Below are 14791 nucleotides of genomic sequence, written 5' to 3' on the forward strand. Positions count from 1 at the left end.
CTTTGTCGCGGCTTTCCTTGAAGTGGTGCAAAAGCGCGTTGGACGCGCCGTGGAGGCGCTCGGCCTCCCTGCGCCGTCTTCCTTACTCCGCCATCATCTCCGCCGCCGCGCGGGCGGCGCAGAGCGCGCGGTGCAGGCTGTCGAAGGGCTGGTCGTAACTCTCGGCCTGGCCCTCGGCGTCGACGAACCACGTCCACCAGCCGTCGTCCGCCTTGACGATGGCAATGTCGTCCGCGCCGCAATGATCGGCGATCCGTTCGCCCTCGTCGAGGGTGAGGATGCGGATGCCATGATGAATCGTTACCGAGGCCATGCGTTCTCCTGTGCCTGTCTGCGCGGTTGCCCGGCGCGGGGAAGGGGATTGTAGCAGCCGCCGGCCTCCGGGACGCCGGAAAATCGCCTTGCCGCGGCAGGTGTCTGCGTGCAGCCGACACCCGCCGTGGCAAGGGTTGGGCGCCGGCCGGCGGTCGTTTCCGCGGCATCCTGGCCGTGTGCTCGATCCAGTTTGGTAAAGACCCGATTTTCTCTTTTTTTTCAATGACTTGGAGATTTTCTGCGCGGAGAGGGGCTGGCTGGCACGGTCCTCGCAATATCCCTTTCGAGCGCGACACGAAACGCCTCGCCAACCACCCAACCACTCATCTGCCAGGAGAATCACCATGAAAGCACTGACCGTCAAAGACATCGCCGCCACCACCGAACTCAAGTCCGACGAACTCTCCGCCGTGCGCGGCGGCTGCGGCTACACCCCGAGCATGCCGTCCTGCTACACCCCCAGCCTGCCCGGCTGCGGCTCGTCCTACGGCCCCTCGGCTTCCCTGACGAAGAACGACTTCAACTTCGCCGCGTCGCAGAGCCTTTGCCAGGACCAGAACACCATGGTCAACAACGGCAACAACGTCGCCTTCGCCAACTGCATCACCAGCAACGTCGCCCCGACCCAGAACGGCCACAACAACATCAGCATCGGCTGATCGTCCACAGCGCCGGCGAGGTTCGCGCCTCGCCGGTTGCCTTGCCGTTTGCCCCGCCATCGGCCGGGCGTGAACTTGTTTGTGAAAACTAATACTTGGAATCGCCAGCCGCATGCAGGCACGGAGTGAATTCATTCCTCAACTCCTTGCGTCCGGCACTTCCATGACCCCTCGCGTTTCAAATTCCGGCACGCCGCGCCAGCAGCCTGCCGCCGCCCCGACCCGGAATGAACGGCCCGGACCCGCCATCACGATGACGCCGTCCACGCTGAATCCGCGGCGCGATCGCCAGGCGGCATCGTTTCCGGTCTTGCCATCGCCGGCAGGCTTCCGGCTTCCTTCGAGGCTGGATGGGAATGTGCCTCTCGAAATCTCTCCCGAACAGCACCGCAGCCCCTACAAGTTCGCCTTCGGCCGGTTTTTCACCGTCTGCCGGGAACTGGATATTCCGATCTCTTCCCTGAGGAATGGCCCGGGCAAGACCGGCTTCGTCGAGCAGGGCTACAGTTTTTCCGCCACCTTCACCAAGACGCACTGCACCAAGGTGCCCGGTCCTGGCGGAAAGCCGATCCGGATCTACAGCGAATCCAGCGTCGAAGTGGTAGCCAACACCGGCGGCAACGCCCATGGCGGTTCCTATTTCAAGGCGGTCCGCCAGCCTGGCGCGAGGGTCATCGCGCGCTTCGGCCGCGAGGGATCGTTCGCTCCCCATGAAACCACCAGGCACGATGACCTGCGTGTTCCGGGCAAGGATCGGCTCGACAAGACCCAGGGCGCGCGCGTCGGCAAGGCGACGCCGACGCGGCCGGTGTTTCTCCCCGGGGATAAAGGGAACTTCAAGCGGCTGCTGGTCGACGCCGTGCATGACGATCCGGAATTCGTTTTCAGGATGTTCGTCGAGAAGAGCGGCGGTGAATCGTGGAGGGAGTTCTTCGGGCGGTTGAAGAAGGGGAGGACGGATGAGGTTGGTGAGGAAGGGCAGACTGTCCGGAGGCTGGATCTCGGGGATGTAGCGTGAGGAGCGCTTGGCGCGGATGACAGCGCCAGTCACGCCCGCACCTCAGCCATGCTGCCTGCTCTTCCTCCCCAGTACGACATGCACGAAGAGCAGCAAGGGAAACCCCACCCCAATCACCCAATGCACCGTCGACCACGCGGGCCGCGTGACTTCATTCGTCAGGTAATACAAACCATAACCGCTGAACGCCAGCGCAAGCAGAAGCGCAATCATGCCCCACCCGGACGTCCGGTTGCGGTCGGTCTTGAGCGCGCGCCGGATATGCATGTTCAGCAGCCCGCCGGCGAGGAAAAGGATGAGCATCGCGCCGATGCCGTGCAGTTGCATGGCGCGCGCTTCCCAAGGACTGATCGTCTCGCCGAACTCGCCGGGGACGCGCCAGAAGAAATGAGCGGCGATCCAGAGCAGGCCGGTCAGCGTCAGCCAGCCGCAGGTGGCGTAGACGCCGTAGCGTTGCCATCGCTCCAGGCGCAGGTGGACCGCGGCGCGGCGGTGGACATGTTTGCTCATGCTTGAATGTGCTTCGCGGAAGAATCGCCCAACAGGATGGCCTCGGCCTGGAATGACTTGAAGATCGGGTGTGCAGGATCATTGGTCGCCAGCAGCACCTTTGTCAAGGCATCCGCGACCGCGCAGCGCGGCGCGAGGACGCTGGCGCTGACCGGACCGTCCAGCGGCGCACCCGAACGCCCGTCGATGAGGGCGCTGACCCAGCCATCGCCATGGCGCTTGCGCGAGAAGTAGCTGCCTGAACTGGCAAGGGATGTGTCGGCGAGCATGAGTTCGCGGGCGATGCGCGATGGCGCCTGCGGCGAACGGACCAGCACGGGAAAAGGCGTGTCGCCGATCACGCGCAGGTCGCCGCCGGCGTTGATGCAGGCGCTGGAGACGCCCGCCGCGAGCAGGGCCTCGGCCGCGAGATCGACCGCATACCCCTTGGCGATGCCGCCGAGGTCGATCCAGGCTTCCCGCAGCTTGCGCACCTTGCCGTCGTCTTCCAGCCCAAGCGCCGGCCCGGCGCTCGCACCGCCTGTCGCCGGCTCGTCAGGGGCGGGCAGATATCCCCAGCGCGACAAGGTCATGCCGCAGGCGATGTCGAAGACGCCGCCCGAGGCGTGATGAATGGCATCCGCCAGGCGCAGGACTTCCAGGGTATGCGCATCGACCGGGACGCTGCTGCCGGCCGGCGCGCGGTTGATGCGGCTGACGTCGCTTTCCCGGTCGTGAAAGCTCATGCGCTCGTGCACCAGGCGGACCTGTCCGAAGGCAGCGGCGATGACCGCGTCGAGGGCGTCGGCGGCGCCATCGGGGATCGTGATCTCGACCAGCGTGCCCAACCAGGGCTGGGCGCGGCGGATCATTTCTTCGCGGGCAGCGCGACCTGCGCCATGGCGGCGATGCGCCGCACGCCATCGGTGACGTGGGCGCAGGACAGGGTCGCGCCGCTGATGTTGGCGATGCCGCCGTTCAGCGCGATGCCGGACTGCGCCGTCTTGCCGACGAACTGCCTGCGCCAGGCGGGATTGCGGATCTCGAAGCCGTGGCTTTCGCGGTAGGCCAGGATTTCCACCTGGCGCACGCTGGCGTCCGGATTGAGTCCCACCGCATAGCTGATGAGTTCCACCTTGCCGATCACGTCGTCGAGCACCATGTAGCCCAGCGGCGTGTCGCCCTTGTAGGCGGCAATGACGCGCCAGTTCGCGGAGCGGGCCGGCAGGCCAGCCAGCTTTTCGACTTCGCGCATCTGCTCGGCGGAGAGCTGCACGCCTTGCTCCTTGAAGGCGGTCGCTTCCGGAAAGATGGTTTGCTGCGCCTGTTCCACGCTCAGGTATTGCACCGCGAAGGCGGATGCGGTGGCACAGGCGGCGGTGACGCCGCTCAAGACGGCGGTCCAGCGGATGACGTTCATGGATGGCTTGCGAAAGGTATCGTCAGAACGAGAAGCCGACGCCGAGGTTCAGGCGGTCGCGCGTCGTGTCCTCGCGGAATTTCTGGTAATCGGCCTTGACCACCACGCCTTCGCCCACGCGCAGGTTGGCGCCGAGGGTGACCACTTTCTCGTCCGCCGCCGGATCGCCGCCGAGGCCGGCCGGCAGGGTGGTGGTGCTGCGGGCGGTGTTGAACTTCTCATAGCGCAGGAACGGGCTCAGGCTGTAGTCGCCCGACTTCAGCAACTGGTAGGCGGCCTGGGCGTACCAGCCATAGAAAGACGTCGGCACGAGCGTCGGGTTCCCCACCAGCGTCAGGTTGAGCGCATCGACGTTGCTGATCTGGCCGCGCGCATAGACGCCTTGCAGGTCCCAGCGGCCGGGCGTGTAGCGCGCATGCAGGTCCCACAGCGTGACGCGCGCGTCCTGCGCCTGGAAGCCGGCGGTGCGGTGGCCGGCCTTGCCGGTGAAGACCGAGCCGCCCAGCAGCAGGCCGGGCACGCCGCGCCAGTTCAGGGCGCCGTGCACGCTCAGGTCGCGCGACTTGGCGAGCTGCCCCTCCTGGTGGATGCTGCCGAGCGGCGATTCGCGGCCTTCGGTGGAAGCGGCATCCCATTTCGACAGGTCGAAGCCGGTGGTGACGCCCGCGTCCCAGCTCAGGCCGTTGGGCAGGTCGCCCGACAGGCCGACGCCGAGTTCGCGCCAGGTGGAGGGAATGATCGCGGTTTCCACGAAGTTGCGTTCCACGCCGTAGAAGGCGGTCGGCTCGTGGTTGGTGTTGATCAGGCCGGACGGGATCAGGAACAGGCCGGCCTTGGCGCGCATGCCGTTGTTGAGCTCGCGTTCCACATACAGCTGCTCGACCGCCACTTCGCCGCGGTCGTCGGCGGAGGTAACGGCATGTTCCCATTCGAATTCCGAGACCAGCTTGGTTTTGTCGTCGAAGCGGTGGTGGATGCCGATCACGGCGCGCCGGACGTCGGCCTGCGCCTGGCTGGCGTCCTTGGTCGGACGGTTGTAGTTGAGTTCGCCGTAGCCGGTGACGACGGTGCGCGGTGCGCCGGAGTCCTCACGTGTCGCGGCGGCGACCGGCGTGCTGGCCGGGGCGGGTGCGGGCTGGGCAGCCGAGGCTGTGGCGGCTTGCGTCTCGACCCGCTTGTCGAGCGTGTCCGTCTTCTGCTTCGTGGCCATCAGTTCGGCCTTGACCTTGTCCAGTTCGGCGGCGAGCTTTTCGATGCGGGCGAGGAGTTCGGCTTCGCTGGCCGAGGCGGCGAGCGGGGCGCCGAGCAGCGCGATGGCGATGGCGCGGGCAATCAATGTCTTGTGCATGGTCTTGGGTGGCGAGGAGGGGAAATGTCTGGAATCCGGTGTCTGCGGCTTGCGTTCAGGGCGCGGCGCGGTAGCCGTCGGTCAGGGTGCCGAGGAAGCGCACCACGTCGTCGATCTCGTCATCCGTGAGCGCGGGCGCCATGCCCGGCTGGCGGTTGTAGGGGCCTTCGGTGGTGTTGACGTTCTTGCGCATGGCCGGCGGCAGGTCGTTGAACTTGTCGATCGTGCCGTCCGCGGCGCGCGGATACCATTCTTCGGGATTGGTGTCGCGCCGGACGTAGAAGCGCACGACGTCGCGCAGGCTGCTGAACACGCCATTGTGGAAGAACACCTTGCGGGTGGCGACGTTGCGCAGGGTCGGCACCTTGAATGCGCCGCACAGCTCGGTGCGGCCGGCGAGGTCGGTGCGGTCGGGGCCGCACAGCCCGAGGTCAAAATAGGCGGGGTCGGCCGTGGCCGGGATGGCGAAATTGCGCGGCACGCCGAGGTTGTCGAAGGTAAAGTCGGTTAACAGGGGCGGCTTGCCGTCGCTGGAGCGGGCGCTGGTGTGGCAGGCGGCGCAATTGCCCTTGGCCGGATCGTTGAAGAACGCCAGGCCGCGCAATTCCGCTGCGCTGAGCTGGACGCTGCCGGCGAGGAACTGGTCGTACTTGGAATCGAAGGGGTGGAAGTCGTTGTCTTCCTTCTGGTATTGCTGGAGCGCGAAGGTCACGCGGTCGAAGGCGTCTGCGGGATTGTCGAAGATGGCGGCGCCGAAGAGCGCCTTGAACCGTTCGGCATAGCTCGCCTTCTTCATGCGCGCGATGACGTCTTCCTTGCTGGCGTTGGCCATCTCGTGCGGTGCCAGGAAGGGACGCTGTCCCTGCTCGGCCAGGCTTTGCGCGCGCCCGTCGCGGTTGAAGCCGCCGGTCGGCGTGCCATCCTTGGCGAAGGAAAAGACAGGATTGAAGCTGAGGTAGCGCAGCGAGGGCACGGCGCGGAATCCGGTGATGTCGGAACCCGGGCCGCCGGATTGCACCGCTAGGGAATTGGTCTGCGCATGTGCGTTGGCCGGGTCGTGGCAGCTGGCGCAAGCCATCTTGCCGGAGGCGGACAGGCTTTGGTCCAAAAAGATCTTTTGGCCGAGGACGGCCGCTTCGCTCAGCTGTTGAGATTCCTGGGGAGTGGCGGAGGAGGCCGGCGCCGCCGTGCCGCTTGCCGTCCCGCTACCGCTTCCGCCACTTCCGCCCCCGCCGCATGCCGCCAGCGCGAAGACGATGCCGGTGACGGCAAGGAAGCGGGAAACGAAAGCGGGGAGCGCGGAAGAGGCGGGGGAAGCGGAGCGGTGGCGGTTCATCTTGTTCTGTCAGGGCATTGCCGCGCTCGTTCAGGTCCGGCGGGACCGGAGGGTGGAGGCAGCGTGATTCTCGTGCTTGGTAAATGAGAATCATTATAATCTGCAGAGGGCAAGAGGGGCAAGTTTTCCATCGGGAAAAAGCCGGCCTAGTTGTTTTTCCTGACTTTTCAGGCGCCGCCGGGCGGGATCTCAGCCATACACGCCTTGCAGGAACCAGTGGTCGCCTTCGTCGAAGCGTACCCGGTACACCCAGTAGTAGCGGCCATTGGCGCCTTGCATAGTGTAGTAGTCCCGCACCGCCAGGCCGCCGTCCCACCAGCCGGATTCGATGCGCTCCGGGCCGCGCAGGGTCCAGAGGGGAGAGCCATAGAAGGGGCGATGCTGCTTGACCATGAGGGCGACCGGCTGTTCCAGCATCCAGAAGGGCCGTTCGATGGCAGGCAGCGTCACCGGCGGCACGCGGTTCGCCGACGCGGCGGGACGCCAGCCGTTGCAGACTTCCGGCCGGTGGTCTGCGCGCGGCGCGGGCACGAGGACGTTCTGCTCGCCGAGGCGCGCCGTCAGCAGTTCCACCAGGCGGCGATAGTCGGAGGCGCTGCCGCCGGGTTCCGGGAACAGGCTGGCGGTGGGCGGCAGCATGGCTTCCACCTGCGCCGCCTCCAGCCGCAAGGCGATGACCGGCGCTTCCAGCGTGATCCGTCCCAGCCTCTCCTTGAGCAGCCGGGTCAGGTGCTCCTCTTGCCAGGCCGGTTCGGCCAGGGCGATTTCCAGCGGCGTGGGCGGGATGGCGGTCCGTCCCCGTTCATGTTCGAGCAGCAGCGTGAAGCGCGACACCGCTACTTGCTGCGCCACCAGCCAGCCGGTCATCTGCAGCAGCAGGCGGCGCGCGCCGAACAGCAGGGCTTCGGCATGCTCGATGCGGTCCGGCATGTCGAGGCGGGCGGCGAAGCGCCTGGGCGCTTGCACCCAGTCGAACAGTTCCGGCGCCTGTCCGTAGGCGCAATCGAGGGCGTGCAGCACATGCTGGTCGGTACGGCGCTGCAGGCCGGGGCGCGGCAGCCGGCGCAGTTCTCCCAAGGCATGGCAGCCCAGTCCTTCCAGCCATTCGACGTAGGGACGGGCGGCGGGGACGAGCGCGCAGGGCAGGGCATCGAGCCTGCGCATCGCGGTTTCCGGCCGCGCCATGCGGCGCACCATGCGCCCGGGATGGCGCGCGAACAGCCAGGCCGCCCGGGCGCTGGGCGCCATGGCGATGCGTGGCGTGAAGCCGAGCGCTTCCACGCTGCCGCGCACCAGGCGGCAAAGCGCGCGCCGGCCGCCGAAGGCGCGCAGGCTCGCGGTGACGTCGAGCAGCAGGCTCGATTCCTCGGCATGAGCCACCTCCGGCGTGTACTGCAGCATGGCCAGCGCGATGCCGTACAGGGCATCCTGCTCGCGCGTGGCGTCATGGTCATGCAGCACCGCGTCCGGGCAGATCGCCTTGACGCTGGCGCGGCGCATCGCCAGCCGCACGCCGGCGGCGGCGGCTTCGGGGCTCATGGTCAGGACATGCTCGCGGTCGATGACGGCATGCCGCCCCGGTTCAGACCAGCGAGGCCGTATCGTTTCGAGCGGCAGCAGCGGCAGGTGCACGCCGATCCAGGTACGCATGGCGGGGAACCGGTGAAGTGGGAGGAAAGGGATGGAAGAAAGGCATGTCGAGCAGGTCGACGCGCAGCGTGCCCTCGGCATGCGGGCCGCGCCGCTTGACGATGCGGACATCGATGCCGCCGATGGCCGGATGCAGCGCCAGGCGCAGCGGCGAAGGCGAGGCGTCCTGCGCGCCGACCAGCGGGCGCAGCAGCCAGAACACCGTTTCGCTGGCCTGGGCGGCGAGATGCAGCCGGCGCAGGGATTCGGCGCGCACCTGGGTCTGCCAGAACAGCAGCGCCCCGCAACTGCCGTTGCGCAGCACCTGTTCCGCGCTCCAGAGGGCGTCGGCGGCGCGCTCGGCCTGAATCCGCAGCAGACGGTCGGCGGGCAGCCCCCATGCGGTCCAGGCCGCGACCTGGGGCATGTAAGGCGGCTGGATCAGAGCGATGCGGCGCTGGCGTCCCAGGGCAGTCAGCGCGGGGCGCAGCAAGCGCATTTCGCCGATGCCGTGGTCCTGCAGCAAGAGTTCGATCAGGACCGAGCAGGGCCAGCCGCCGTTGGGCAGTTCCTCGTCGAGCGCCGCGTGACCGGTCGGGATGACCGGAGTGCGGTAAGATGCCATCTGGCTGGCCAGCCACACATCATGGCGCGGCGGCAGTTCTCCGCGACTATCGGGCTCGGTTGCGGAAACTAATGCAGCCATGGACGTCTCCTAATCAGGTTGAAGTGCTTGTCATCAATACTGTATGCATATACAGTATACTCTGAAGCCGGATTAGTCAAATTCGTTGTGAATTTGCTCTGTCCCTTACTGCAGCCACCTGATATCCATGCAACCCCGCGTCACCTCCGTCGGCCTGATCCTGCGCCACGATCCGTCCGAGCAATTCGAATATCCCGATCACATCGACCAGGACAGCCTGAAGGCCCTGCCATCCAAGCCGGGCATCTACATCTTCCGCGACGACAAGGATCGTCCGCTCTACATCGGCAAGAGCATCAACATCCGCACCCGCGTCCTGTCGCACCTGCGAACGCCGGAGGAAGCGCGCATGCTGCAGCAGAGCCGCTACGTGGAATTCCAGCGCACCGCAGGCGACATCGGCGCGCTGCTGCTGGAATCGCGGCTGATCAAGGAAATGCAGCCGCTGCACAACAAGAAGCTGCGGCGGACGCGGGAAATGTGCACTCTGCGGCTGGGTCCGGAGGCGGATGCCTCGCCGGAAGTGGTCTATGCGCGCGACCATGACTTCGCCCGCACCGAGCACCTGTACGGGCTGTTCGCGACGCGCAAGGCGGCGGTGGAGCGCCTGCGGGCGATCGTCGAGGGCGAGCGGCTGTGCCCCGGCCTGACCGGGCTGGAAGCCATGGTCCGGGGCCGGGCCTGCTTCTCGCGCCAGATCGCGCGCTGCGCCGGCGCTTGCATGGGGGCCGAGCCGCTGGAGGACCACCAGCAGCGGCTGCGGGCTGCGCTCGACAACATGCGCATCGTGGTCTGGCCCTACGAGGGGCCGATGGGAATCGTGGAGGAATGCGACGGCTGGCGCCAGACCCATGTCATCGACCGCTGGTTCTATCTCGGCTCGATCGATCATCCGCGCGGCAAGCTGCCGGTGAAGCGGCCCGCCCGGCGCAGCTTCGACGTGGACACCTACAAGATCCTGGTGAAGCCGATGCTGCGCGGCGAATTGCGCATCGAGCCGGTCAGGCTGTAGACAACGGAGGGTGATGGGTAATCGCAGGGGGCTTGCGTCCCGCGCAACAAGGAAAACGGCACCGCGGACGAGCCGCCGGTGCCGTTGGAAAGCATGGCTCCCTCGGGAGCCTGGTGCGGAATTACTTCGACGTGCTGGACGATGAGCCGCTCGGGGAAGTGGAGCTGCTGCTGCCGGTGCTGCCAGTACTGCCGGAGCTGCTGGAGGTGTCGCCGCTGCCGCTCGGGGAGCCGCTGCTGCCGCCAGTGGTGCCGGTCGTGCCGGTAGAACCGCTCGATCCGCCAGTGGTGCCGGTGCTGCCGGTAGAGCCGCTGCTGCCGCTGGAAGCGCCAGGTGCCGCGCTGCTCGGTGCCGAACTGCCGGGCGTCGCGCTGCTGCCCGCGCCTGCTGAACCTGCCGCGCCGGGGGCTGCCGAGGTGCTGCCCGCGCCCGGGGTTTCGGTGGTGGTTGTGCTGCTGCCACCGGCCGCACTCGGGGTAGTGGTGGTAGTGGTGGTGCTGCTGCCGGTGGAACCGGTGCCGCCTGCGCTGCCGGTCGTGCCGGCACTGGACGAAGCGCCGCCGCTGCTGCCAGCAGTGCTGCCTGCATCGCCCGCATCCTTTTTACCGCATGCCCCTAACGCAAGACTAGCGACCAGCGCCGCGAGCAATACTGAGTGTTTCATATCGGTTCCTCTCAAGAAAGTCTCGTTGTAAGTTAAGTACTCGGCTTATTGGAGAAGCAACTCTTTGGTAAGTGCCGAGGCAAAGTTTGATAAATATCAGCACAGATGTGTTTTTTCCAATATTGATATTGACCAAGCTTGAGACGCATTTTTCCGGGCTTATCGCTTCAGGCAACCTGTACGTACTCGCGCAGGAAGGTTTTCTTGCTGCTGTCCGGAAATACGATCGTCACCTTGTCGCCGGCAACCGAGACCACCCGGCCTTCACCGAAGCGCGGCACGCGCACCGGGCTGCCGGCATCCAGCAGCGGTTCGTCCTTCAGGCGTTGCGGCGCGGGAGGCGCGTGTTCGCGCATGTGCTCCGGGCTCAGCGATTCCTCCGGCGGACGAAGGCAATTGTCGCAGCTGCCGCAGCCTTCCCAGTCGGTCTCTTCGTGGAAGTAATCGAGCAGCACCTTCCAGCGGCAGAAGCCGGTCTGCGCATAGAACACCATGCGCTCCAGCGCTTCGTGATCGCGCATGCTCTTGTCGCGATAAGTTTCCACCAGCGCGCCAAGGATGGCTTGCGTCGCGTTCTTTCCGGTGTGGCGGTAAGCGAGCCTGTCGTCCTGCGTCGCGAAGCCGCCATCCTTCAGCAGCTTGAGCGTAACGTGCAGGCGGCTGTCGGAAATCTCGGGCAGTTCTTCATGCAGCCGCGACAGCGCAATGCCCTCGTCGTCCGCCGCAAGCTTGCGCAGGGCCTGGTGCACCGCGCCGATGTCTTCCAGCCCGGGATAGCGCCGCGCCAGGAAAAACTGCTGCACCTGCTTGTCCCTGAAATAATGCAGCAGGATGCATTCCGCGGGTTCGCCGTCGCGCCCGGCGCGTCCGGCCTCCTGGTAATAGCTTTCGAGATTGGCGGGCAGCTGGAAGTGCACCACGAAGCGGATGTCCGGCTTGTCGATGCCCATGCCGAAGGCGTTGGTGGCGACCATGATGCGGCGCTCGCCGCGCATGAAGGCTTCCTGGTTCTGCGCCCGCGTGCGCGCCGGAAGCTGTCCATGGTAGAACGTGGCGTTTTCTCCCGCGGCTTCCAGCGCCTGGTGCACCAGCTCGACTGCCTTGACCGTCGAGGTATAAATGATGCCCGGGGCGCCCGATGCGCCGGTCCTCCGGGCGATCTCGAGGACGCGGCTCAGCTTCTCTGACTCGTCGGTGGCAGCAATTACATTGAAATGAAGATTTGGCCGATGGATCCCGAGGTTCACCACGTGCATGTCGGGCAGGCCGAGTTGCTTGCCGATATCGTCCACGACTTCCTGGGTCGCGGTCGCGGTCAATGCCAGCACGGTCGGATTGCCCAGCGCCTCGATGATGCTGCCGAGGTGCAGATAAGCGGGCCGGAAGTCGTGGCCCCAATGCGAAATGCAATGCGCTTCATCGATCACGAACAGGCTCACGTGGTTCTGCCTGACCGTTTCCAGGAAGTCGGGATCGGACAAGCGTTCCGGCGTCGTGAAGACGAATTCATGATCGGCGCGCTCGATGCTTGCGAGGACGTCGCGCTCTTCCCGCGTATTGAGCGTGCTGTTGACTTCCGCCGCGCCGAGCCCTGACTCTTCCAGCTTCGATGCCTGGTCCTTCATGAGGGCGATCAGCGGCGACACGACCACCGTGATGCCGGGGATCTGCAGCGCGGGCAATTGGTAGCACAGCGACTTGCCCGCGCCGGTTGGCATGACGGCCAGGGTATGCTGCCCGGACATGACGCTATGGATGACTTCGCGTTGTCCCGGCCTGAGCGATTCGATGCCGAAGGTGTCGCGAAGTATCCTGGTGAGTTCTTCTTCGCGCAGGCGGCGCGCTGCCTGGAGGTGCTGGCGGGAGGAGCGGGAGTGTTGGATGGCGTTGTGCATGGGCATGCGAGGAATGAGATCGATTCCTCATGGATGCAGCAAGCATGCCAGTGTCTTCGCGGAAAGAAGAGCGACTCTATGACGCCGATCAAAAAGTTTTTTTCGCCAATCTGGTCAACTCCCTTCACAAGACTGACAGATGGGTTACAATGCGCCACCGATTGAAGTTTGAACTAGCAGTGTGCAGTAACTGTAGTGGTCTGTCATTTCTTTCTAGCTTCAAAGGAACATGCGGGAAACCGCCAATTTTGTTTTTATAGGAAATGTCATGGCAACAGGTACTGTCAAGTGGTTCAACGATGCAAAAGGCTTCGGTTTCATTACTCCCGATGAAGGTGGCGAAGATCTGTTCGCGCACTTCTCCGCGATCCAGAGCAGCGGCTTCAAGTCGCTGAAAGAAAACCAGCGCGTGACCTTCGAAGTCACCACTGGCCCGAAGGGCAAGCAAGCCTCGAACATCCAGCCGATGTAATTATTTCGGCTCAAAGAAAAGCCCCGGCAAGCCGGGGCTTTTTTTCGTCGTGTGTTTTCCCGTTGAAATATTGCAGCCGCTGGCGCAATAAAAAACCCCGGCACGCCGGGGTTTTTCGTTTCGTGGCCGGGTTGCGGCCACGTTGCTCCAGGTCCTGCTACTTCACCAGCAAGGTGAAGGGATACAGGTAGGCTTGCGCCGTCACCAGCAGGCCCACGAGGCAGGCGAGGGCGATGGAGTGGAAGAACACGTAGCGCAGGATGTCGCCTTCGTGTCCGTACCACTTCGTCGCGGTCGAGGCGACCACGATGGACTGGGCGTCGATCATCTTGCCCATCACGCCGCCCGAGGAGTTGGCCGCGGCCATCAACACCGGGTTCAAGCCGATCTGCTCGGCGGAGGTCCGCTGCAGGCCGCCGAACAGCACGTTCGACGCGGTGTCCGAACCCGTCAGCGCCACGCCCAGCCAGCCGAGCAGGGTGCCGAAGAAAGGATAGAACACGCCGGTATGCGCGAAGGCCAGGCCCAGCGTCGAGTCGATGCCGGAGTAGCGGGTGGTGAAGCCCAGGGCCAGCATGGCGGCGATCGTGATCAGCGAGTAGCGCAGCAGCCAGATGGTGCGGCCGTATTCGCGGAACAGGCCGCCGATGGAGTAACCCATCATCACGCCGGAGATGATCGCGGCAACCAGGATGCCGGTGCCGGTGGCGGAGAGATAGTTGAGGTTGTAGACGGCGGCTTCGGTCGCGGCCTTCGGCACGACCGGCGGCACTTTTTGCACCAGCTTGTGCAGACCGGGCCAGTCGAACTTGAAGATCGAGATGCCATCCAGCACTTTCTTCCACTCGGGGATGCCCCAGATGAACACGAGCACCGCCAGGATCAGCCAGGGCAGCCAGGCCTTAATCACTTCGCTGCGGGTGTAGTTGTGCACCGTGCTGCCGTTGGCTTGCGCCGCGGCCGAACCGCCCGAGAACTTGCCTTCGGTCGAGGTCCAGATTTGAGCCGGCTTCCAGACGCGCAGGAACAGGGTCAGGCAGACCATGGACACGATGGCGGCAACCACGTCCACCAGCCAGGGGCCGTGGAAGTTCGACACCAGGTACTGCGGCACGGCGAAGGTCGCGCCCGCGATCAGCACCGCCGGCCACACCGCGGCCATGCCCCGGAAACCGCAGAAAGCCCACAGCAGCCAGAACGGCACGATGATGGAGAAGAAGGGAAGCTGGCGTCCGACCATGGCGGAGAGCTGCAGCATATCCAGGCCGGTCACGCCGGCGAGGGCGATGATCGGCGTGCCGAGCGCGCCGAAGGCGACGGGCGCGGTATTGGCGATGAGCGACAGGCCCGACGCGGCCAGCGGCGCGAAGCCGAGGCCGATCAGCATGGCGCCCGTCACCGCGACCGGCGTGCCGAATCCGCCGGCGCCTTCGAAGAACGCGCCGTACGAGAATGCGACCAGCAGCAGCTGGAGGCGGCGGTCGGTCGTGATGCCGGTAATGCTGTCCTGCATCACCTTGAAGTAGCCTTTACGCTCGGTAAGCTGGTAAAGGAAGATGACGTTGAGAATGATCCAGCCGATGGGAAGCAGGCCGTTGGCCGCGCCCAGCAAGGCAGAGGAAATCGCCATGGTCGCCGGCATCGTGAAGGCGAAGATCGCCACCAGGAGCGCCGAGGCCAGGCCCATCAGTGCCGCGATGTGCGCCTTGATATGGAAAAACGCCAGCGCCGCCAGCATGACAATGACCGGTATCGCGGCAAGCAGCGTCGATATCACGGCATTGTTGAACGGGTCGTACACCTGAGACCACATGGTTGACTCTCCTCT

At 65.3% G+C, this 14791-nt stretch carries 15 protein-coding genes; 5 read left to right on the forward strand and 10 right to left on the reverse strand.

Features of this window, described 5'->3' with window-relative positions; all coding sequences use genetic code 11:
* Positions 1–82: 82 nt before the first annotated feature.
* Complete coding sequence (locus tag G3574_RS17140) at positions 83–313, reverse strand: hypothetical protein (RefSeq protein ID WP_163965754.1); 231 nt, start codon at positions 311–313, stop codon at positions 83–85.
* A 346-nt stretch (positions 314–659) separates the two neighbouring features.
* On the opposite strand from G3574_RS17140, the gene G3574_RS17145 reads away from it, so the two are divergent.
* Together G3574_RS17145 and G3574_RS17150 are read left to right on the forward strand one after the other, a co-directional pair.
* Positions 660–974, forward strand: coding sequence for a hypothetical protein (locus G3574_RS17145; protein WP_163965756.1), 315 nt, complete (start codon positions 660–662; stop codon positions 972–974).
* 163 nt (positions 975–1137) lie between these two features.
* Positions 1138–1992, forward strand: coding sequence for a hypothetical protein (locus G3574_RS17150; RefSeq protein WP_163965759.1), 855 nt, complete (start codon positions 1138–1140; stop codon positions 1990–1992).
* Positions 1993–2034: 42 nt separating this feature from the next.
* On the opposite strand, the gene G3574_RS17155 is transcribed toward G3574_RS17150, so the two are convergent.
* From G3574_RS17155 to imuA, 7 genes are all read right to left on the reverse strand, one after another.
* Positions 2035–2502 (reverse strand): DUF4405 domain-containing protein, encoded by a 468-nt coding sequence (locus G3574_RS17155; RefSeq protein WP_163965762.1) that lies wholly within the window; start codon positions 2500–2502, stop codon positions 2035–2037.
* A complete protein-coding gene (locus G3574_RS17160; protein WP_163965764.1) occupies positions 2499–3353 on the reverse strand; it encodes an FAD:protein FMN transferase in 855 nt (284 codons plus the stop codon). Before G3574_RS17160 ends, G3574_RS17155 begins: the two co-directional genes overlap by 4 nt.
* Entirely contained in the window at positions 3350–3901 is a 552-nt protein-coding gene (locus G3574_RS17165) for an FMN-binding protein (protein WP_163965767.1), read from the reverse strand. The genes G3574_RS17160 and G3574_RS17165 overlap by 4 nt, the downstream gene beginning before the upstream one ends.
* A gap of 22 nt (positions 3902–3923) precedes the next feature.
* A complete protein-coding gene (locus G3574_RS17170; protein ID WP_163965768.1) occupies positions 3924–5249 on the reverse strand; it encodes a porin in 1326 nt (441 codons plus the stop codon).
* Positions 5250–5304: 55 nt separating this feature from the next.
* The gene (locus tag G3574_RS17175; RefSeq protein ID WP_163965771.1) at positions 5305–6585 is read right to left on the reverse strand and encodes a cytochrome-c peroxidase; all 1281 of its coding nucleotides are present in this window, start codon (positions 6583–6585) and stop codon (positions 5305–5307) included.
* A gap of 189 nt (positions 6586–6774) precedes the next feature.
* Complete coding sequence (locus G3574_RS17180) at positions 6775–8235, reverse strand: Y-family DNA polymerase (protein ID WP_163965773.1); 1461 nt, start codon at positions 8233–8235, stop codon at positions 6775–6777.
* Positions 8168–8920, reverse strand: coding sequence for a translesion DNA synthesis-associated protein ImuA (gene imuA, locus G3574_RS17185; RefSeq protein WP_163965775.1), 753 nt, complete (start codon positions 8918–8920; stop codon positions 8168–8170). The genes G3574_RS17180 and imuA overlap by 68 nt, the downstream gene beginning before the upstream one ends.
* Before the next feature lie 127 nt (positions 8921–9047).
* On the opposite strand from imuA, the gene G3574_RS17190 reads away from it, so the two are divergent.
* Both G3574_RS17190 and G3574_RS17195 read left to right on the forward strand, forming a co-directional pair.
* On the forward strand, positions 9048–9932 hold the full coding sequence (locus G3574_RS17190) for an endonuclease (protein WP_163965777.1): 885 nt from the start codon (positions 9048–9050) through the stop codon (positions 9930–9932).
* Between the two features lie 113 nt (positions 9933–10045).
* Positions 10046–10627, forward strand: coding sequence for a hypothetical protein (locus tag G3574_RS17195; protein ID WP_163965779.1), 582 nt, complete (start codon positions 10046–10048; stop codon positions 10625–10627).
* A gap of 136 nt (positions 10628–10763) precedes the next feature.
* On the opposite strand, the gene G3574_RS17200 is transcribed toward G3574_RS17195, so the two are convergent.
* A complete protein-coding gene (locus tag G3574_RS17200) occupies positions 10764–12491 on the reverse strand; it encodes a RecQ family ATP-dependent DNA helicase (RefSeq protein WP_235953484.1) in 1728 nt (575 codons plus the stop codon).
* A gap of 268 nt (positions 12492–12759) precedes the next feature.
* On the opposite strand from G3574_RS17200, the gene G3574_RS17205 reads away from it, so the two are divergent.
* Positions 12760–12963 (forward strand): cold-shock protein, encoded by a 204-nt coding sequence (locus G3574_RS17205; protein ID WP_163965783.1) that lies wholly within the window; start codon positions 12760–12762, stop codon positions 12961–12963.
* 157 nt (positions 12964–13120) lie between these two features.
* On the opposite strand, the gene G3574_RS17210 is transcribed toward G3574_RS17205, so the two are convergent.
* A complete protein-coding gene (locus tag G3574_RS17210) occupies positions 13121–14776 on the reverse strand; it encodes an L-lactate permease (protein WP_163965785.1) in 1656 nt (551 codons plus the stop codon).
* Positions 14777–14791 lie beyond the last annotated feature (15 nt).

The sequence above is a fragment of the Noviherbaspirillum galbum genome (assembly GCF_010974945.1).
Classification (GTDB): Bacteria; Pseudomonadota; Gammaproteobacteria; order Burkholderiales; family Burkholderiaceae_D; genus Noviherbaspirillum; species Noviherbaspirillum galbum.

Coding starts and splice junctions, on each gene's coding strand:
- G3574_RS17140 (WP_163965754.1), bottom strand. CDS start 313: ATGGCCTCGGTAACGATTCATCATGGCATCCGCATCCTCACCCTCGAC.
- G3574_RS17145 (WP_163965756.1), top strand. CDS start 660: ATGAAAGCACTGACCGTCAAAGACATCGCCGCCACCACCGAACTCAAG.
- G3574_RS17150 (WP_163965759.1), top strand. CDS start 1,138: ATGACCCCTCGCGTTTCAAATTCCGGCACGCCGCGCCAGCAGCCTGCC.
- G3574_RS17155 (WP_163965762.1), bottom strand. CDS start 2,502: ATGAGCAAACATGTCCACCGCCGCGCCGCGGTCCACCTGCGCCTGGAG.
- G3574_RS17160 (WP_163965764.1), bottom strand. CDS start 3,353: ATGATCCGCCGCGCCCAGCCCTGGTTGGGCACGCTGGTCGAGATCACG.
- G3574_RS17165 (WP_163965767.1), bottom strand. CDS start 3,901: ATGAACGTCATCCGCTGGACCGCCGTCTTGAGCGGCGTCACCGCCGCC.
- G3574_RS17170 (WP_163965768.1), bottom strand. CDS start 5,249: ATGCACAAGACATTGATTGCCCGCGCCATCGCCATCGCGCTGCTCGGC.
- G3574_RS17175 (WP_163965771.1), bottom strand. CDS start 6,585: ATGAACCGCCACCGCTCCGCTTCCCCCGCCTCTTCCGCGCTCCCCGCT.
- G3574_RS17180 (WP_163965773.1), bottom strand. CDS start 8,235: ATGCGTACCTGGATCGGCGTGCACCTGCCGCTGCTGCCGCTCGAAACG.
- imuA (WP_163965775.1), bottom strand. CDS start 8,920: ATGGCTGCATTAGTTTCCGCAACCGAGCCCGATAGTCGCGGAGAACTG.
- G3574_RS17190 (WP_163965777.1), top strand. CDS start 9,048: ATGCAACCCCGCGTCACCTCCGTCGGCCTGATCCTGCGCCACGATCCG.
- G3574_RS17200 (WP_235953484.1), bottom strand. CDS start 12,491: ATGCACAACGCCATCCAACACTCCCGCTCCTCCCGCCAGCACCTCCAG.
- G3574_RS17205 (WP_163965783.1), top strand. CDS start 12,760: ATGGCAACAGGTACTGTCAAGTGGTTCAACGATGCAAAAGGCTTCGGT.
- G3574_RS17210 (WP_163965785.1), bottom strand. CDS start 14,776: ATGTGGTCTCAGGTGTACGACCCGTTCAACAATGCCGTGATATCGACG.